This window comes from Sphingomonas sp. Leaf343, from assembly GCF_001423765.1.
Classification (GTDB): Bacteria; Pseudomonadota; Alphaproteobacteria; order Sphingomonadales; family Sphingomonadaceae; genus Sphingomonas.
In genome coordinates this window covers 315011-334863 of record NZ_LMPG01000012.1, presented here as the reverse complement: position 1 = coordinate 334863, position 19853 = coordinate 315011, and the positions used below count along the sequence as shown (strand labels likewise).

Annotated in this window: 10 protein-coding genes, 1 tRNA gene, 1 pseudogene and 1 other annotated feature; of the genes and pseudogenes, 5 read left to right on the top strand and 7 right to left on the bottom strand. The window is 64.5% G+C overall.

Going from position 1 to position 19853, the window contains the following annotated elements; all coding sequences use genetic code 11:
- Positions 1 to 74: 74 nt before the first annotated feature.
- The 3 genes from ASG07_RS11060 to ASG07_RS11055 all read left to right on the top strand — a co-directional run bounded on the left by ASG07_RS11060 (position 75) and on the right by ASG07_RS11055 (position 3398).
- Positions 75 to 245: a S26 family signal peptidase gene (locus tag ASG07_RS11060; RefSeq protein WP_236694641.1), complete on the top strand. Its 171-nt coding sequence runs from the start codon at positions 75 to 77 to the stop codon at positions 243 to 245.
- A gap of 32 nt (positions 246 to 277) precedes the next feature.
- Positions 278 to 931 (top strand): S26 family signal peptidase, encoded by a 654-nt coding sequence (locus ASG07_RS17245; protein ID WP_156361832.1) that lies wholly within the window; start codon positions 278 to 280, stop codon positions 929 to 931.
- Positions 932 to 1082: 151 nt separating this feature from the next.
- Complete coding sequence (locus ASG07_RS11055; RefSeq protein WP_055845979.1) at positions 1083 to 3398, top strand: S9 family peptidase; 2316 nt, start codon at positions 1083 to 1085, stop codon at positions 3396 to 3398.
- Positions 3399 to 4174: 776 nt separating this feature from the next.
- On the opposite strand, the gene ASG07_RS11050 is transcribed toward ASG07_RS11055, so the two are convergent.
- The 4 genes and pseudogenes from ASG07_RS11050 to ASG07_RS11035 form a co-directional block, all read right to left on the bottom strand.
- The gene (locus ASG07_RS11050; RefSeq protein WP_168377341.1) at positions 4175 to 7285 is read right to left on the bottom strand and encodes a TonB-dependent receptor; all 3111 of its coding nucleotides are present in this window, start codon (positions 7283 to 7285) and stop codon (positions 4175 to 4177) included.
- Between the two features lie 449 nt (positions 7286 to 7734).
- Positions 7735 to 8959 (bottom strand): annotated as a pseudogene (locus ASG07_RS11045) (IS3 family transposase).
- Positions 8566 to 8682 (bottom strand) — a sequence feature (AL1L pseudoknot). It overlaps the preceding pseudogene by 117 nt.
- A 109-nt stretch (positions 8960 to 9068) precedes the next feature.
- Complete coding sequence (locus ASG07_RS17240) at positions 9069 to 9644, bottom strand: hypothetical protein (RefSeq protein WP_156361831.1); 576 nt, start codon at positions 9642 to 9644, stop codon at positions 9069 to 9071.
- Positions 9645 to 9793: 149 nt separating this feature from the next.
- Positions 9794 to 9869, bottom strand: a tRNA-Thr gene (locus tag ASG07_RS11035).
- Positions 9870 to 10028: 159 nt separating this feature from the next.
- On the opposite strand from ASG07_RS11035, the gene ASG07_RS11030 reads away from it, so the two are divergent.
- Both ASG07_RS11030 and ASG07_RS11025 read left to right on the top strand, forming a co-directional pair.
- A complete protein-coding gene (locus ASG07_RS11030; protein ID WP_443024607.1) occupies positions 10029 to 11393 on the top strand; it encodes a hypothetical protein in 1365 nt (454 codons plus the stop codon).
- Positions 11394 to 11449: 56 nt separating this feature from the next.
- A complete protein-coding gene (locus tag ASG07_RS11025) occupies positions 11450 to 16033 on the top strand; it encodes an NAD-glutamate dehydrogenase (RefSeq protein ID WP_055846179.1) in 4584 nt (1527 codons plus the stop codon).
- Positions 16034 to 16055: 22 nt separating this feature from the next.
- Here ASG07_RS11025 and ASG07_RS11020 read toward each other — a convergent pair whose 3' ends face one another.
- From ASG07_RS11020 to ASG07_RS11010, 3 genes are read right to left on the bottom strand one after another with little or no spacing between them, the layout of a single operon-like run.
- Positions 16056 to 16616 carry a hypothetical protein gene (locus ASG07_RS11020; RefSeq protein ID WP_055845968.1) on the bottom strand — a complete coding sequence of 187 codons (561 nt, stop codon included), beginning with the start codon at positions 16614 to 16616 and terminating at the stop codon, positions 16056 to 16058.
- Between the two features lie 37 nt (positions 16617 to 16653).
- The gene (locus ASG07_RS11015) at positions 16654 to 17337 is read right to left on the bottom strand and encodes a Fe2+-dependent dioxygenase (RefSeq protein WP_055845966.1); all 684 of its coding nucleotides are present in this window, start codon (positions 17335 to 17337) and stop codon (positions 16654 to 16656) included.
- 55 nt (positions 17338 to 17392) lie between these two features.
- Positions 17393 to 19840, bottom strand: a complete 2448-nt coding sequence (locus ASG07_RS11010; protein WP_055845962.1) for a TonB-dependent receptor — start codon at positions 19838 to 19840, stop codon at positions 17393 to 17395.
- Positions 19841 to 19853: the final 13 nt, after the last annotated feature.

Here is a 19853-nt window from a genome sequence, read left to right as displayed (position 1 = left end):
CATCGACCGTCGCGAGTTCGACGCACGGTAATCCGATAGCCTTGTCTTGCAACGACTGGTCCTACGTGTCGCCGATGTTCCACCTGCTGCCATTCGTGGCGGGCAGGCTTTTCGGTCGTTACCCGGCACGCGGAGACGTGGTCATCCTGACCCCGCCCGACGCCGCACGGCGAGGCGAAGATCTGATCAAGCGTGTCGTCGGCCTGCCCGGCGACACGGTTCAGATGGTCCACGACCGGATGTGACTGTCGCGGCGCAGGACAGGGGATACCGGCTGATGCCGGTGGACGGCAACTTCCGCTGCGACCCGAACGACCCGGACGATGAACGGCGACTTGCAGGCTATGTCCGCGTGACGGTGGCTGGCCGACTATTCTGTCGCCTACATGTTATCCACGAAACGCTGCCGGGCGGTGCGTCCTACGACACGCTCGACTTTGGCCCGGGGCCGGAGGATGACATGCCGCCGTACCGCGTCGCTCCGGGGCATGTCTTCGTGCTGGGCGACAATCGGGACAACAGCGCGGACAGCCGCGTCCCGACAGCCTTCGGAGGACTGGGTGGGGCGATCCCGATCGAGAACATCGGCGGCAGGGCGGAATTCATTACCTTCTCGCTGACCGGCAATGCCAGCTGGAACCCGATGACCTGGGGCGCCGTGTTCCGCAAGGATCGCGCCTTCGATCTGCTGCGTCGTGATGCGCTCCTCCGGCTTACTGCCGGGCGAAGATCGACGGTAGCGTTGAATAGTCGGAAGACAGCGGCAGGAGTGATCGTCTCCCCGCCAACCCGGTCCGTTCGATGCGGACTGGTCACCGCGCTTGCCTCTCGGTACCCCGGAGATCGACGAGCGTCCGATGCCGGGAAACAGCCAGCACGCGCTGAATGTCGGACCGTAGACCTTAACGTCAGGCCGGTCCCAGCGTGGTAGACCCAAAGCCATTGTGATCGCCACAGCACATCTGCATAGCGGCGTCCGGCAGCCCGAGCTGGTACAGGTCGCGTTTAAGGAGGAGGCGGGAGTGATGGGCCTTTGTTCTTCCTTTCTGCAGCTCGGCAAATCTCCGTCAGAAGGCTCTTCAATGCGCGCAATCGCCTGCTTCCTCTGGATCTCCATGATCGCCGGCCCGACTGCCGCGCAAGAGCGGCAAGAGTTGACGGCCGCAGATTATACTCGCGCCGTGCACCAGCTGGGTCCCTGGACGGCTCCGCTGGTCGATCATGCCGTGCGAAGTGCGCATTGGATAGATGCTCGACGCTTCTGGTATCAAGACACCAGCCACGGCGTCCCCACGATCATGCTGGGCGACGCGGGCACCGGCACGAAGGCGCCAGCGTTCGAGACAGTGGCTTTCCTTGCATCGTTGAATGCGGCCGGGCTGAAAGAACGGGACGCTACGAGGCTCGCCGTCGAAACCTTGGAGCCGGACGCCGCGACGGACAGGGCGATCGTCGGTATTGGTGGCGAACGGTATGACTGCGCACTGGGTCAGCCTTATGCCTGTAAGAAGCTTCCGGCGCTGAACGCTGGTCGGGCAGAAGCGGTGCTTTCCCCGGATGGCAAGCAAGCGGTCTTCCTGCGCGACTGGAACCTGTGGGTCCGGGACGTCAACAGCGGCGCTGAGCGGCAGCTGACACGGGATGGCGTGAAGGACTTCGGCTACGCGACGGACAATGCGGGCTGGAAGCATTCGGATCAGGCAATCGTGATCTGGTCACCTGACTCGAGGAAGGTGGCGACGTTCCAGCAGGATCAGCGCGCCGTAGCCGACTTCACCACGACAACGACGCAGGTTGGCCACTCCGCCACGGAAACATGGAAGTACCCGTTCGTGGGCGACAAGGAGATCGTTCACATCCAGCGCGTCATCGTCGACGTCGACGATGGCCACGTGGTGCGTTTGAATATGCCGCCCGACCTGCACCGGTCGTCGTTGTGCGACGACGTGGTGTGCGGCGAGGGTCCGCAGGACATACAGTGGGCAAAGGACGGCCGGACGCTCGCATTCGTGTCGACGTCGCGCGACCACAAGGTTGAGACGATGCGCATCGCCGATGCGACGACCGGTGCGGTGCGCGACGTGTTCGCCGAGACCGTGCCGACCTGGTTCGACAGCGGGTACAATGACGAGGGGATCAACTGGCGCTATTTGTCAGAACGCGGCGAGATCCTGTGGTGGTCCCAGCGTGACGACTGGGGTCATTACTATCTTTACAGCGCCACAACCGGCAAGCTCCTGCGACAGGTGACGCGTGGGCGGTGGAACGTCGACCACCCGATCCATATCGACGAGCGCAGCGGAAAGATGCTCATCGCCGGGGTCGGGCGGGAGCCGGGCGTCGATCCCTACTACCGGAGCATCTACGCAATCGATCTGAAGGGCGGCACGCCCATGCTGCTCACGCCCGAGCGGCAGGACCATATCGCGCTGCCGTCGAGCGACGGGCGCTACTTCGTCGACATCTACTCAACACCGCAGGAGGCGCAGACCGCGGTGCTGCGGCGCGCGGACGGCTCGCTTATCCAGAAGCTTGCGAGGGGCGACGTGACGCGCTTACGGGCGGCGGGCTGGCAGGCACCGGAGAGCATCGCCGTCCGATGCAGCGATGGCAAGACGCTGTGTCATGGGCTGCTCTTCAAGCCGGCGGGGCTTGATCCGACGCGAAAATATCCGGTCGTCGACTACATATATCCGGGTCCGTTCACGGGCACGATCCCGTCACGGCAGTTCTCCCCGGCGGCCGGCGATGCGGGCGCGTTGGCACAGCTGGGCTTTGCCGTCGTCGAAATCGACGGGATGGGAACGCCGCGGCGTTCGAAGGCCTTCCAGGACTATTATTATCGCGACATGGGCAAGCAGGCGGTCCCCGACCAGGTCACCGGTATCCAGGATCTAGCCACGCGCTATGCGTGGTTGGACACCGATCGGGTGGGCATCTGGGGACATTCGGGCGGCGGCAATGCGACCGCAGCCGCGCTGTTCCGCTATCCCGACTTCTTTAAGGTAGGCATCGCTGAAAGCGGAAACCACGATAACCGGAACTACGAGGACGATTACTACGAGAAGTACCTCGGCTTGCTGGAGAATGACGGCAAGACGACCAATTACGACCTGCAGGCCAATCAGGATCTTGCCAAAAACCTGAAGGGCAAGCTGATGCTCGCGCACGGGCTGCTCGATGATAACGTGCCGGTTTCATCGACGCTGCTGGTGGTCGACGCGCTGGAGAGGGCGAACAAGGATTTCGATCTCGTCCTGTTTCCCCGGGCGCATCACGGCTATGGTGATGTGTCCAACTACATGATGCGGCGTCGATGGGACTATTTCATCAAGAACCTGATGGGCGCGTCCCCACCCAAGGAATTCACGATCTCGAGGCCGGCCGTTCGGAAGTGAAGTTGCCGGCGTTGCGGGTCTGTCGTAGTTAAGATTGCTTTAAGCACCATCATTGGCCGCTAGCTCGGTCTGGAATGATATCTTGGCGCAGACCCAATAAGATGCTCTGTCGAGAATACTATATGTGTACCTGCGGTAGACGAAAGCATCCAGAATTCCTTCATGATCGTTTCTCCAGAACCCATGAGGTGCAGTCTGGAGATACTCTACGATGTAACACTCGCTTAGGCTAACCGAGCACTCGATAAGCTGGGTAGTACTTGACCTCTTTGGGATGAGCAAAAGATCGAAGTATCGAACTGACATCTGGGAATGCACGCGGAGACGTTTATAGAACTGTGCCAGACAATTTGGAGGCTGTGCAACAGCCGTCCTGTCGTTATCCGGGATCCACATCGTGGCCTGGTATGCCGCCTCCGGCCCTATCATTGAGCAACGCCGCTAGATGTGTTTGGCTTGTTGCCGTGACATTGTCTCTACGCAGTAGTGTCGATGAGCCGAGATTCTGGGAAAGCCCTCCAACTCGAGACGCGTCAATACCTGGCCCAGGGGAATCCTGTTGATGCCGAATCTCCCCGCGGGTGCGGTTCGGCGGATCGCGCTATTCCCCACAATCTCGCTGATGATGATCCCATGACGCAGAATATCTGATAATCGATCCGACAGGGACGTTACAATGATCGCCGTGGTATTCATCACCATAGACAAAAGGGGACGGTGCGTCCTTGTACTCCAGCACCAAGTTTGTGCCGAGTACAAGGATCGTCTTGCGAGACTCAGAAGTTGAAGCCGATCTGAACTCGCGCGCTGCGACCAGCCTGGTACTGAGTGACCGTGCGATAATATGGCGATGCGACGCCTTGACCATCGGTGCCATTCTCATTGAAGTTAAGCTTCGACTTGAGGTTCAGCAGGTTGAAGACGGACAGCCGTGCTACCATCGATGCGTCGCCAATGTTGAAGGTGTAGCTGATGTCAGCGTCGTTGATCACCTGCCAGTCGCTTTTGAAAACGGAGCCGCGGCGGACGAGTTGCAATGGCTGCGTCACCGCAGGATCGGTATTGATGGTCCCATCTCCACCGACCTGGCAGAAAAGCCCGCCAGCTCCAGAGAACGGATCGACCGACAACGGCGTATAGCCGATGCAACCATAGCGGCGTGGCGAATAAGCCTGAACATTGAGGCCGATGTTGATGGCGTCGAACAGCTGATAGCTACCGGCGATCTTGAAGACGTGACGCTTGTCATTGGGTGTGTAACCGTACGTGCCGATTGTATTACCCGGCGAGTCGAAGTCCGTGGTTAGTCCGGTGTCGCTCTGGCCGTTATCCGTTTTGACGCCGCCCTCGTAGTTACCGATCGTCTTCGAGTATGTGTAGGATGCGTCTAGGCTCCAGTGCCCGTCAAAGTCGCGATGCGCTTCGAAGGTCATGCCTTTGTAAGTCCGGCGTGCTTCAGGATAGCCCAGCTGTTTCGCAGTGAAGGATACCGTTCGCGGAGTATCCTCGCCGTTGATCGGTGCATACAGGGTGATCGTTGCGGCGCGGCCGGGATTGACGAGCACGTACTGGCTGTAGCCCTGAAAAACATCTCCACAGCCGGCGATACCCTCCCGCTGGCAGTAGCCTCTGACGGCTTGATCGATTGACACATCTTCCAGCACCGCGTTGAGCTTGGTGTAGGTAAAGAAGGCGCCGACGCGCCAGCGTGACCCGAGACGCTTTTCGTAGCCCAGAATGTACTCGTCAGCCGACTGCGGCTTCAGCCCTTGTGAAACCGACGCTTCGGCCGATCTCGGTTCGCCGGTTCCGGTCACCGAGCAATTGCGGAGCGCATCGTCGGGGCAGGCCGCTGCCGTTGGATAGAGCACCGGTGATCCCAGGATCGGAATGCCGTCTGCTCCGAAGCCGGCAAGGAGGTTGGTGCGAGTGTAGAACAGCTCGCCGCCCGTCTGACGAATATTCGTATTCGAGGGCACGGGTACGAACATCCGGCTGAAGCTGCCATAGACCTTGTCGGTGCGCTGGCCGAGCGGATCCAGCGTGAACCCCAGGCGGGGTCCCCATTGGTTGCCGGATTTGTAGAACGTCTCGTCTCGCGAGTTGTTGTTGCTGAACCTGTCGTTGCGCAGGCCGATGTTGAGGTTCAGGCGATCACCCGCCAACGACCAGCTGTCCTGAAGATAATAAGCTTCGTTTCTCGACGTGAAGGATCCTTCCTGCCGATACGTGCCCTGTTGCACATAGGTGGTGCCAGGGGCCAAATTGTAGATGTTGCCAGCGCGCGCCGTCAGCAACGTGTAACCGATGCCATTGCCAGACGGAATGTAGCGGGACTCCGAGAGCAGGTCTTCGTTATCATAACCGAACTTGATATGATGGCTGCCAAGTAGCGAAAAGCGCAGATCGACGTCGCCCCGATAGAACTTGCGGATATCGCGGCTGCTATCGGTGAACCCGCCACCGACGACCAGCGTGCGGATATTGAGTGGATCGCGCTGATCTTCCACATTAGAGATGTTAAGGCCGGAGGCGTTGAAGTACTGGTTCTGTGAGATGCTTTCGTTTCGACCATAGGCGGCTGACAGCGTAAGCCACTCCGTCCAGACGCCTGTGTATCGGCCCACATAGTTATTGCCGCCAAAACGTGCCGTCGAACGGCTGCTGAATGGGCCGTCGACGTTGTTGATGTAGTCGTACCGGCGATCGTCGCTTGTGGCATCGCCGAACGTGTTGGTAAAGGATGTGCCCTTGGTGCTAAAATATGTGAGTTCCAGCCGCTGGCCATCGGTGATGACAGCGTCGATCTTGCCCGCGTAAAAAGGCGAGCGCGTGGTATAGTAACTGCGCGAAGTTCCCAGATACTGCGCCGGATCATCAACGTCGGATTGATCGCGGGGATCGCCGAGGAATTGCCTCCCGGCGCTGCGGCTGGTGTTGTCGCGTGCCTGATAAAGCCCGTAGAAGAAAAGGTGATCCTTGATGATCGGGCCGGACAGTTGGAAGATCGTCTGGCGGCTCTCGCTTTTGGTGCCGTTATTATCTGATCCAAATGTGTCGGGCGCATTGCTGCGCAGTTCGTCCAGGTTCCACGTGAACAGCACGCCCCCGTGAAAGTCGTTGGATCCCGATTTGGTGGTGGCACTGACGAATCCACCGGTCGCACGGCCGAATTCAGCGGCGAACCCGCCGGTCTTCACCTCCAGCGTCTGGTAAAAATCGTATGGTACCTCGACCGGTGCGAGACCCTTGCGGAAATCGGTGATGTTCAGGCCGTTCACGAAAAACGCGTTTTCCGAAACAGCCGCACCGTTGACGGAGGAGAGATTCCCGAACGCGCCCGATCCGGCTTGGGTGCCGGGTGCGAGCTGGATCAACGCCTGGACGTTGCGGGCGACCGGCACCCGCGCGCTGAGGTCGGCGACGTTGATAACGGCACCGGTCGTGGTGACGTCGAAATCGGACGACCGGGTGCGCTGCGCCATCACCACGATGTCGCCACCGTCTGCGCCAGGGACTGCATCCGCGGCCCCGAGCGGCTTCAGCCGGAACTGATTGGCTGCATTGCCTAGCGTGAGGCGGACGCCGGTCTCGCTATAGGCATCGAAGCCCTTTGCGGTGACCGTGAAGGCGTAATTACCTTCTCTCAACTCCGGAACGGAAAACGAACCACTGCCATTCGTCCGAGTGGTGCGGGTGAAGCCCTGGTCTTCTGAACGAATGGTGACCGTTGCGCCCGTGATCGGCCTTCCCTGAAGGTCGATCACAGTGCCGGTAGCGTTCACGCTGGAGAAGCTCTGCGCTGCGGCTGGCGCGACCCATGAGGCCGCTCCCATCGCAATGCCGCAAGTCGCCACCGATGCCAGAAGTCCGTGGCGAAACGCCATTGCAAGCGATCGAACCATAAGTGCCCTCTTAATTCCGTACACCTTATACGATAGGGTGAGGCTACCTGCATCGGGTTGGAACGCAACCCTTTTTTATGCTGAATACGTTGATGAACGTGGCTCGAAGCGCATCATTGCGGTGCTCGGCAGCCCCTAGGCCCCGCTCTCATCCCATAGCTCCAGCTCGTCGGCTTCGAGCATCCCGACCCTGAAGGTCTCGGCGAGCCACGCGCGTGCCTAGATTGTAGTAAGCCCCGCCATGCCGCCGCTGAGCAGCCGCCACGGCCTTTTCGTACTCGGCGGCGGCATCGTACCGCCCGTGGAAGCCGGCCGACGTCTGAAGCCCGCGGAAAACCTTGTGCTCCCGTCGCGGCTTCCCGTCCTGTCCGGACACGAACGGCCGAAGGGGCTGAACCGCCCCGGGTCTGCCGGAGGCCTTGGATTGTGTGTCACGCCGCCATATCGATGTTGTTCGGGGCAGCATAATATTGATCTTCGGCTTCGGCCGGCGGGATGTTGCCGATGGGCTCCAGCAGCCGGCGATGGTTGAACCAGCCGACCCATTCGAGGGTCGCGTATTCCACCGCTTCGGAAGATCGCCAGCGCCCACGGCGATGGATGACCTCGGCCTTGTAGAGGCCGTTGATCGTCTCGGCCAAAGCGTTGTCATAGCTGTCGCCGACGCTGCCAACCGAGGGCTCGATCCCGGCCTCGGCTAGGCGCTCGGTGTACTTGATGGACACATATTGCGACCCCCGGTCGCTATGATGGATGAGGCCGCGCCGATGGGCCGGCCGACGATCGTGAAGCGCCTGTTCCAAGGCATCGAGGACGAAGCTGGCATGCGCCGTCCTGCTGGCCCGCCAGCCGACGATCCGCCGAGCATAGGTATCGATGACGAAGGCGACGTAGACGAACCCCGCCCAGGTCGCGACGTAGGTGAAGTCTGGGACCCACAGCATGTTCGGCGCTGGTGCGTAGAACTGGCGGTTGACGTGATCGAGCGGGCACGGCGCCGCCTTGTCGCTGATTGTGGTGCGCACCGGCTTGCCCCGGATCACGCCTGCCAGGCCCATCTCGCGCATCAGTCGCGCGACCGTACAGCGGGCGACGGGCACTCCCTCCCGTATCATTTGCCGCCAGACCTTGCGCACGCCGTAGACCGCGAAGTTCTCGGCGAACACGCGCGCGATCTCGGGCTTGAGAGCAACATCGTGCCGTGCCCGCGCCGACAGGCGTGTCGGATCCTGTCGCTGCGCGATACGCTCGTGGTAGGTGGATGGGGCGATCGGCAGGACACGGCAGATCGGCTCGACCCCATAGGCATCGCGGTGATCGTCAATGAACGCGATCATCGCCGGAACGGGCGGTCGAGCTCCGCCTGCGCAAAATATGCGGACGCCTTGCGCAGAATCTCGTTGGCCTGCCGCAGCTCACGGACCTCGCGCTTTAGCGCCTTCATCTTGTCGGCAACCTCGGTCGGGACACCGGCACGCTTGCCGCTGTTGACCTCAGCCTTCTTCACTCATGCAGCGTCTGCGGAACGCAGCCGATCTTCTCCGCGATCGACACCACGGCTGCCCATCGAGAAGAATGATCCCGCTCGTGGTCAAAAACCATCCGTACCGCGCGTTCCCGAACTTCCGGCGCAAACTTGTTCGTCGTCTTACTCATACAGGCTCCACCTTCTCAGGAGTTGGAGTCTCCGGCAAACCCGGGGCGGTTCAGACCCATTGCTTGATACTTATCGCTGAGACAAATCTAAAAGGGTCGCGAACGCCCTTCAGGCTAGGGCCACATCAACAGCATCTATTAGTTTCTGGCCAAACCTAGCTTTGACCTCGTTGATGTGGCCTACTATAAATTCCGCGCCGTGACGTGGCAGTGCCCCCAGAAGAGCTTTATCGGCAGCCTCAAGAGCCCCCTTTATCTCGTGGGTAATTACATCAACTTTAAACGAAGATGACGCTGCGTCTTCAGGCGGGGTGTGGGCACGAGCAAAATCGTAGCGCTCCGCAGCTTTGAATAACCGAACAGCATTAGCAATAGCTTGGTCTTCTAACGACGTAACTGGCGTTTGCTCCGCGTCGATGGCAGCGGCTTGCTGGGCTGCTATACGAAGATCGCGCAGAGCGCTGTTTACCTCGTCTCGCCCTCCACGAGTCGACGCTTTAGGGGCGGCTAGGTAGGCTGCTGCTCCCCCGAGAACAGCACCCAAGACGGTGTTTGGGATGCTAAGCCAATCGCCTGCATCTATTCCCTCAACCGTGTGGCCGTACGCCAGCGCAATCGGCCCAGCTATTGCTGCACCTACGCCTCCAGCACTTAAATGTGATGCGATGCGTCTTGCAGTCTTCACTGAGGCATCGTGCAGGAGATAGCCACGCGCCCGCAATAGCCAAGCGTTACCTCGCGCGCCATGCTTCCGCCTTGCTTCCTCGCTATCGCCCTCTCCTGAAGGAGGCAACGCACGCTGTCGCGTTTGACAGTGGAATCAATAGCTTAAGGTGGTGCCGCTTACAGGACTCGAACCTGTGACCCCCGCATTACGAATGCGATGCTCTACCAGCTGAGCTAAAGCGGCCCGGAGCCGGGCGTGCCCGGTCGAGGGGGCGGCGCTTACCAGCAGGTATTGGGACTGGCAAGGGGTAGTTGCAGGATCGTTCTTCACCAGCGGTTTACGTCGCGTTTACCAAATCGGGCGCACAAGCGTCCTCAGGTCAGGGAAAGCGCGACGATGGACATGGGATTCGGCCAGGACGGCTTCGGTCGGGATGATTTCAGCGGACGTGACGAACTCACGCGCCGGGGCAGCGATCTGGATCATGACGTCTTCGCGCATGACGATTTCCCGCAGGACGATTTCGGCCTGGAAGAGCACGCATCCGCGGACGCGGGCGATCCGAACGCGGAGGGCAATGTGGACGACCGCATGTTTGATCTGGGCGGAGACGAGCGCCGGATGCACGTCCGCGCCTACAACCACTGGGTGTCGCTGCTGAAGGGGCGTGCCTATCCGTCGATCGAGGACCTGGAGCCGGAGAACATCGTCGACTTCGGACCGCATAGCGTTCTGCTCGATTTCGGCGGCGATGTCGCCGATCCGGCGATCGCGTACCTCGGCGGTGCGCTGCGAGAGGAGTGCGGGCTCGATACGCCGCCGTCGCACATCGCCGACGTGCCCAGTCGGTCGCTGCTGTCGCGCCTGACCGACCATTATCTGCAGATCATCGCCAATCGCGCGCCGATCGGTTTCGAGGCGGAATTCGTCAGCACGCGGGGTCGCACGACGGCCTATCGTGGCATCCTGATGCCGTTCTCTTCGGGCGCGGGCCAGGACATCGACTTCATCTACGGCGTCATCAACTGGAAAGAAGCCGCCGATCCGATGACGCAGGCAGCGCTGGATCTGGAGCTGGAGGCGGCCGTCCGCGCCGCACCGCACGCGAGGGACGCGGCCGTATGGGCCGATGGTCCGGGAGCCGAGTCGGATCATCAGGACGGCGACCGGGAGGCCGATCCGGCCGCGACACTGGGTGACGCTTTGACGCTGGCGCGCGAAACGGCGGCGCAGGTCCATGTCGCCGACACGCGCAGCCGTGCAGCCCTTTACCGTGCGCTGGGTCGGGCGCATGATTTTGCGCTGGTCGCCGCCGACGACGCGGAAGGGTATCAGGAACTGCTGACCGATGCCGGCCTGACGGTGCAGGCGCGTGCGCCGATGACGCCGATCGTGAAGCTGGTCTTCGGGGCTGATTACGACAAGACGCGCATCACCGAATTCGCGTCCGTGCTGGGGCATGCGCAGCGATCGGGCATCGCCCGCGGCGGTCTGGCCGGCTTCCTCGAAAGCTTCGACGGCGGGATCAAGGCGGTGGTCGCGGCCGAGCGCGATGCGCGCCGCCCCGCGGCGAAGCCTGCACCTGCGGCCATCGCGCGGCCGGTTCTGGCGCGCGTCGAAATCGATACCGGCGCCAAGGTTGGCGACACCATCGTACTGGTCGCGCGCGTCGGCGAGGACGGCGTTCTCGACGTGATCGCGCACCACAATGATGCGAAGTTGGCCGCAAGGGCACTTGCGGCCAAGGCACCCCGCGGCAGGAGGTGAAGCGCCTCCGCGGGGTTGAGTAGCCCCGCTGCCCGGCGCATAGGGCGGGCATGGAGATGGAACACATCACAGCCGCGCTCGCCGCCCGGCTGACCGTCGGCGCGCTTCCGGGCGAGCTGCGTGATTTCGGCCCCGCAGAGGTGGAGACCGCCGCGCAGTTCGTGGCCGCCACCGCCGCCACGCGTCTGCCCGGACAGCCGGCGATCGCGCTGGAGCCGATCGCGGCCGACGATGTCCGCCGTCGGATGCGGGTGGCGATCGTCAATGACGATATGCCGTTCCTGGTCGATTCGGTCGCCGCCGCGATCACGTCGCAGGACATCGCGATCGACCGCATCATCCACCCGGTCGTGCCCGTCACCCGCGACGACGAGGGCCGGCTGACGACGCTGGGCGAGGGTGCTTGCGCCGAGTCGATGATCTATCTGGAGATGGAGCGTGCCGACGCCCGCGACCGGCGTGAGCTGGTCGAGGATCTCGCCGCCGCGCTGGCCGATGTGCGTGCCGCCGTCGCCGATTGGGACGCGCTCAAGAAGGTGCTGGCGCGCGATGCCGATGCGCTGTGGTCGGGCGAGGGCGCGGCGCTGCTGCGCTGGTTCCTGGACGGCAAGATGACGCTGCTGGGGCACGAGACGTGGCGGGCGGACGGCAATGTCACGCAGGCGCTGGGAATCTTCGCCAATCCGCAACCGCGCCCGATCCTGGCGGAAGGGTCGCGCAAGCTGGCGGTCGCGTGGTTCGAGGCGGGGAACCAGCCGCCGCTGCTGCTGAAATCCAACGTCGTGTCCAGCGTCCACCGTGCGGTGCCGGTCGATCTCGTCGTGATGCCTGTGATGGAGGGCGGGCGTGTGGCCGGTCTTTCGATCCATGCGGGGCTATGGACCAGTGCGGCGCTGGCGACGCCGCCACGCGACGTGCCGATGCTGCGCGCGCGGTTGAGCGCGCTGGAGGAGAAGTTCGGCTTCGATCCGCGCGGCCATACCGGCAAGGCGTTGACGCACGCGCTGGCGGCATTGCCGCACGATCTGGTGGTCGGGTTCGACGCGGCCTCGCTGGAGGAACTGGCGCTGACCGCGATGTCGCTGGCGGACCGGCCGCGACCGGCGCTGGTGCTGGTGAAGTCGCCGCTGGGCCGGCACATGTTCGGCTTCGTCTGGCTGCCGCGCGACGACGTGACCACCAGTCGCCGCGTCGCGATCGGGCACATGCTGGAGGAGGCGGGTAACGCGCGCCTGCTGAACTGGTCGATCGCGTTGGAGGACGGGCAGGTCGCGCTGATCCGCTACATGCTCGATCTGCGCGGCACCGGCGGCGCACTGCCGGAGGTTGCCCCGCTGGCGCAGCGGTTGGAGCGGATGGTGCGCGGGTGGGTGCCCGACGTGGAGGCCGCGCTGGCCGATCAGGTGCCCGCCGCCCGAGCGGCGCGGCTCGCACTGCGCTGGGCCGCGGCGTTCCCGCAGAATTACCGCAACGTGTCGTCGGCGGCGGAAGCGGCGGCGGACATCGTTCGCCTGTCCGCGCTGGAGGACGAGCATGGCCGCGCCGTCCGCATCCTGCCGTCGCAGCCGGGCGAGGACCGACAGCTCAAGATCTACAAGCTGGGCGGTGCGCTGGCGCTGTCGGACGCGGTGCCGGTGCTGGAGAATTTCGGCTTCCGCGTCATCGGCGAGTTGCCGACGCGGCTGCGCGAAGCCGTTGACGCATTCGTCCACGACTTCGTCGTCGCTGGCGGAACCGAGGGCGACAATCCGGTGCTGGAAGCGGCGATCGCCGCGGTGCTGGAGGGCAAGGCCGAGAACGACGCGTTCAACCGCCTGATCGTGGATGCGAGCCTCGCGCCCGCATCGGTCGTGCTGCTGCGCGCGTGGTTCCGCTATCTGCGGCAGGCGGGGCTGACGTACGGGCTGACCACCGTCGTCGATGCGCTACGCCGTGCGCCGGACGTGGCGCGGGCGCTGGTGGCGCGGTTCGCCGCCGCGCATGACCCGGCGGCGACCGGCAGCGTCGACGAGGCGGAGGCGGCGATCACCGACGGTCTCGACGCGGTATCCGCGATCGACGACGACCGCATCCTGCGCGCGTACCGTGCGCTGATCGCCGCGTGCCTGCGCACCAACGCCTATGCGCCGGCATCTGAGGAGGCGCTGGCGTTCAAGCTGGACAGCGCGCTGATCCCCGGTCTGCCAGCGCCCGTGCCGTGGCGCGAAGTGTGGGTGTATTCGCCGCGGGTCGAGGGCATTCACCTGCGCGCGGGCCCGGTCGCACGCGGCGGCCTGCGCTGGTCGGATCGCCGCGACGATTTCCGCGTCGAGATCCTCGGCCTGATGAAGGCGCAGCGAGTGAAGAACGCCGTCATCGTGCCGACCGGTGCGAAGGGCGGCTTCTATCCCAAGCAACTGCCGTCGCCCGCGGTCGATCGCGATGCGTGGCTGGCGGAGGGAACGGAGAGCTATCGCATCTTCATCCGTTCGCTGCTGTCGATCACCGACAACATCGTCGACGGCAAGCTCCTGCATCCGGAGGGCGTCAGGGTACTGGACGGCGAGGATCCGTATTTCGTCGTCGCCGCCGACAAGGGTACCGCGACCTTCAGCGACGTGGCCAACGCGCTGGCGCTGGAACGCGGCTTCTGGCTGGGCGATGCGTTCGCCAGCGGCGGCTCGCAGGGATACGACCACAAGGCGATGGGCATCACCGCCAAGGGCGCGTGGGTGTCGGTCCAACGCCATTTCGCGGAGCGTGGCACCGACGTCCAGGTCGATCCGATCACCGTCGTCGGCTGCGGCGACATGTCGGGCGACGTGTTCGGCAACGGCATGCTGTTGTCGAAGTCGATCCGGCTGCTGGCCGCATTCGACCATCGCCATATCTTCCTCGACCCGAACCCCGATGCGGCGGCGTCGTGGGAGGAGCGGGCGCGCCTGTTCGCGCTGCCGCGCTCGTCCTGGGCGGATTACGCCGCGCCGATCTCCGCCGGCGGCGGCATCCACCCGCGCACCGCCAAGTCGATCCCGATCACGCCGGAGGTGAAGGCGGCGCTGGGCATCACCGTCGACGCGCTGGAGCCGACCGCATTGATCTCCGCGATCCTGAAGGCGCCCGCCGACCTGCTGTGGTTCGGCGGCATCGGTACCTATGTGAAGGCGGCGGCGGAGAACAACGCCACCGTCGGCGATCCGGCCAATGACCGGCTGCGCGTCGATGCGGAGGAACTGCGCGTTACCGCGATCGGCGAGGGTGCCAATCTGGGTGTTACGCAGGCCGCGCGCATCGCCTTTTCCGCGCGTGGCGGGCGGATCAACACCGACTTCATCGACAATTCGGCGGGCGTCGATTGCTCCGATAACGAGGTCAACATCAAGATCGCGCTGAACCGCGAGATGAACGAGGGGCGGCTGGCGGAGGCGGATCGCAACGCGCTGCTCGCCGGCATGACCGACGATGTTGCGCATCTGGTGCTGGAGGATAACCGCCTCCAGACGCTGGCGCTGTCCATCGCCGAGGGCGATGGCGCGGCTGCGATGCCGTCCTATGTTCGCGTGATCGAGATTTTCGAGGCCAGCGGCCACCTCGATCGCAAGGTCGAGGGGCTGGCCCGCAACGAGGAACTGCTCCGGCGCGGGCAGGAGGGCAGGGGGCTGACCCGGCCGGAACTGGCGGTGCTGCTCGCGACCGCCAAGCTGGCGTTGCAGGATGCGATCGAACACACCGATCTGGGCATGGAGCCGGCGCTGCTGCCCGACCTGCATGCCGCCTTCCCCACGGCGATGCGCGAGCGGTTCGGGACTGCGATCGACCAGCACCGGCTGCGCGGCGAGATCGTTGCGACCAAGCTGGCGAACCGGATCGTCAACCGTCTCGGCATCCTCTACCCGTTCGAACTGGCGGAAGAGGAGGGTGCCGCGCTCGGCGACATCGCGACGCTGTTCGCGGTGGCGGAGCGGCTGTTCGGCCTGAACGACCTGTGGGCGGCGATCGAGACGGCGACGATGCCGGAAGCGGCGCGGATCGCGCTGTTCGACGAGGTTGCGCTGGCGACCCGCTCGCACATCGCCGATCTGCTGCGCGTCGCGATGCCGGGCGAGGGCGTGGGCGCACTGCTCGACCGGCTGTCGCCAGGGATCACGCAGCTCGACGCGGGCATCGAGACGCTGCTGGAGGAGGAGGCGCGAGATCAGGCGTCGCGCATCGCCGCCGGTCTCGAAGCGGCCGGTGCGCCCGCCGACCTGTCGGCGCGGACGGTGCGCCTGTTCGCGCTCGACGGGGCAGTCGGCCTCGCCGATCTCGGCGCGCGGCTGGGGCAGGAGGAGGCGGTGCTGACGCGTGCGTTCACGCATCTGGGGCAGGCGCTGGGCCTTGACTGGGCGCAGGCGAATGCGGCGCGGATTACCCCGTCCGATCCGTGGGAGCGGCTGCTGATCGCCGGACTGGCCCGCGATTTCCAGCAGTTGCGGCTCGACTGGCTGTCGCGGTGCGGCGGCTCCGATCCGCAGGGTTCGGTCGAGGCGTGGCTGGAGCGGAATGCCGCGCGCGTCGGCCAGTTCCGCGCCGTCATTGATCGGGCACGTCACGCGGCGCAACCCAATGCGGCGATGCTGGCGCAGATCGCCGGGCAAGCGCGAGTGCTGCTTGGGCGGTAGGCCCGGATGAAGGGCGGTCCTGCTACCGCGCCGGGGCTGCGATTGCGGAGCCGGTATCGTCGGCGACCTTGATAGCTACCGATCGCCCGCCGCCCGTGAAGGTCACTGTCCAGTCCGGGTTTCGTGCGGTGGGCCAGTCGATCGTCGCCAGCCGCCCGCCCGCCACCTGTGCGCGGGCGTGCGCCGCGACGATGTCGACCGGTTGCGCCGGATCGGCCATCGGCCGCGGTCCGCCGGGCGCGCGATACAGCCAGCCATCGATCCCGTCCGCGTCAGTGACCCCCAGCACCTGCGCGGTCGGTGGATCGAGGAACGCCGTCCTTGCACCCGTGACGATGATCGGGCCGCGGTCTGGCGGCAGACTCAGCCGCGCGACGCGTCCGCCCAGCACCGCCGCTCCTGCATCGGCATAACGTCCGACCGGCAGGCGCGCATCGCCGGAAATCGCGTAGCGCCCCGGATGAAGGATGCGGCCGATTAGCGCGGGCCGGATCGCGATGGCGACGATCGCGGCCACCACTACCGCGCCGATCAGTACGATCCCCAGCCTGAGATTGTCGGATGTCCGTCGCGTCCGCGCCATGCGCCGCGCCGTGGCAGCACTCGGTAGCGGGGTCAATTCAGGCGTCGGCCCAGCGCCGGAGCAGGTTGTGGTAGACGCCGGTCAACTGGACGACCGCCGCATCATCCTGACCGCGATCCGCCGCCACGGCCTGTACGGCGCGGTCCAGCTCGAACAGCGTGCGCCGCTCGCCGTCGTCGCGGATCATCGACTGAAGCCAGAAGAAGCTGGCTGTCCGCACGCCGCGCGTGACCGGCGTCACCCGGTGCAGGCTGGATGCGGGGTAGAGGATCATATGGCCGGCGGGCAGCTTCACCGTCTGCGGTCCGAACTGGTCCTCGATCACCAGCTCGCCACCCTCGTAAGCGGCAGGGTCCTCAAGGAACAGGGTCGCGGACAGGTCGGAGCGGATGCGGAAATCGGTGCCGCGCTTCATGCGGATGGCATTGTCGACGTGCAGCCCGAAATCCTGCCCGCCGGCATAGCGGTTGAACAGGGGCGGGAAGACCTTCAGCGGCAGCGCCGCCGCCACGAACAGCGGCGAGCGGCCAAGCGCGTCGAGGATCATCCCGCCCGCCTTGCGCGCCGCCGGCGTATCCTCCAGCAACTGCTGGTTGCGCTTGGCGAGCGCGGCTTGTGGCCCGGAGGTGACGTTGCCGTCCACCCACTCACCGCCATCGATCGCCGCCCGCACGCGTGCAACGCCGTCCGCATCCAGTATGTCGGGAATGGCGATCAGCATGCTGGTCCTTCCGAGTCTTCCCCCCGGCCGGGGGGCCGGGGGGAAGCTACCAAGCTCAGAAGCTGTAGAACAGGCTCAGCACTGCGGACCGGCGGTCGGCTGGGGTTGCCCAGCCGTTGTTGCGGATGCCGGTAAGGAACTTCTCGTCGGTGAAGTTCTGCACATTCACCTGCGCGGTCAGGCCGTTGGCGAAGCTATAGGCCATATAGGCGCGGTGCGTCAGGTAGTCGTCCGACCGGAATTGCGTCGGCGCAAGGAGCGTGGCGGCGTTGAGCGCGAAGCTGCCCTGATAGGTCAGGCCATAGCCCACCTCCAGCCCGAACGGCAGCTTGTAGGTCGTGAACAGGCTGCCCGAATGCTTCGGCGTCTGGACGAAGAAGGTGCCGCGCTGCGGATCGGGCAGCGCCGCCGAGTTGCCGCAGGCGGTGCTGGGCGCGGCGAGGCAAGCGTCCGACACCGACTGGAGGATCTCGCCATCGAGATAGGTGTAGTTGGCGAAGATCGTCCAGTTCTTCGCGATCGTGCCCGACGCACCCACCGCGATGCCATCGACGCGCGAGCGGCCGTCCAGCACCTGCGTCGCCGCCGGCAGCGCGGGATCGTTCGACGCGACCCGGAAGTTGGTGCGTTCGTTGCGGAACACTGCCGCGGTCAGTTCCAGCCGGCGGTCGAACAGTCCGGCCTTGACCCCGGCTTCGTAGTTCTTCGCGGTTTCCGGGGCCACTTCGCAGGGCAGGGCCAGTCCCGTCGCCGACGCCGTCGGAGTGCCGCAACCCAGCCGCACCGTGGCCGAGGACGGCGTCTTCGAATTGCCGTAGCCGCCATAGATGCTGACATTTTGCACCGGGTGGAACACGGCGCCGATACGGTAGGAGAACAGCCGTTCGTGGCTGGTCTGCGGCAATTGGGCCAGCGCGGTGAGCTGCGTCGATCCCGGCGGCACGACCCGCAGCGGCAGGCCGCGGAACGTGGCGTCCTGAACCTCCCAGCGGACGCCGCCGTTCAGTTCGAAATAGCGGCCGAGTTCCAGCGTATCGAACGCATACACCGCGAGGTTGCGCGTCTCCGATTTGGACTGGCCCGTGATCGTGAAGTTCACGGGACCGGTGTAGACGGTGTTGGGATCGCCGATGCTGATCTGCGGCTGCACCACCGCCTGGCCCAGCGAATTGCGGGGGAGCGAGGCGTTGGTGATCGTGTAGTCCTCGATCGTGCCCGATACGCCGATGTTCGCGACGTTGCGGATGCCGCCCTTCGTTCCCGTCTCCAGCCGGATATCGGTCTGGTTGTAGAGCAGGTCGTTGACCTGATCGCGGACGAGGCCGCGCGGGCCGCTCGGCTGGAAGAAGCCGGGCTGCACGGTGATCGACAGCGGATTGGCGGCAGTGCGGAACACGCCATTGCCGTCGACCACATTGGTCAGCGAAGCGGTGCACGCGGCGCCGGTCGGCGTACGCGAGGTCGCGGCGAGGCAATAGGTGCCCTGCGGCGCGCTGGTGACGCTATATTGCGCCACCCGCTGCCAGCGGGTCAGGTTGCGGACCGACAACTGGTCGCTGATCCGGTGGCGGAACGTCGCGGTGAAGCGATCGACGTTGGTATCCTGACGGTCGAGATTGCGGATGCCGAAATAGTCGCTGCGATCCACGCCCGGCAGTTCGCCGTCGTACAGCGCGTTCTTGTAATAGGGTACGCCGTAGACCGGCGTGTTCCGGTCCTCCTGATGGACGTAGGCGAGCGTCAGGCTGGTCGGCGTGTCGATGCCGATCGTGACCGACGGTGCGATGCCCCAGCGCTTGTACCGCTCGACATCGCGGCCCGGCACGTCGTTGCGATGATAGGCCCCGTTCAGCCGCACCGCGATCAGGTCCGATACGCGCTTGTTCGCGTCGACCGCACCGCGCCAGTAGTCGTCGGTGCCGACGCCGCCCTGGATGATCGTCAGATCCTCCGCGCGCGGTTCCTTCGTCACGAGGTTGATCGTCCCACCGACCGACCCCGCGCCGTTGAAGACGGAGTTCGCGCCGTTGTAGACCTCGATCTGCTGAAGGTTGAACGGATCGGTGCGGCTGTACTGCGCACTGTCGCGGACGCCGTCGACGGTGATGTCGTTGTTCGCCGAATAGCCGCGCAGGTTGATGCTGTCGCCGTAACCGCCGCCGCCTTCGCCCGCGCCGAAGGTGATGCCGGGAATCGTCTGGAGCGCGTCGCGCAATGTCTGGAGGTTCTGCTTGCGCAGCGTCTGGTCGGAGATGACCGTGATCGTCTGCGGCGTGTCGATGATCGCCGACGTCGCCTTCGGGCTCTCCACCTCCGCCGGTGCGGCCTCGACCTTGCCGTTGACGATGATGTCGTCGCGTTCGGCGCGGGCCTTGCCGTCCTGATCGTTGGCGCTGACCGCCGCGCCGGGCGATTTGGCCACGTCCTCGGCGGCGAATGCGGGAGCGGAGGCGATGAAGCCCACGCATGACAGGGCGAGGAACGACACGGACGATTTGGACACTGGAGACCCCTTT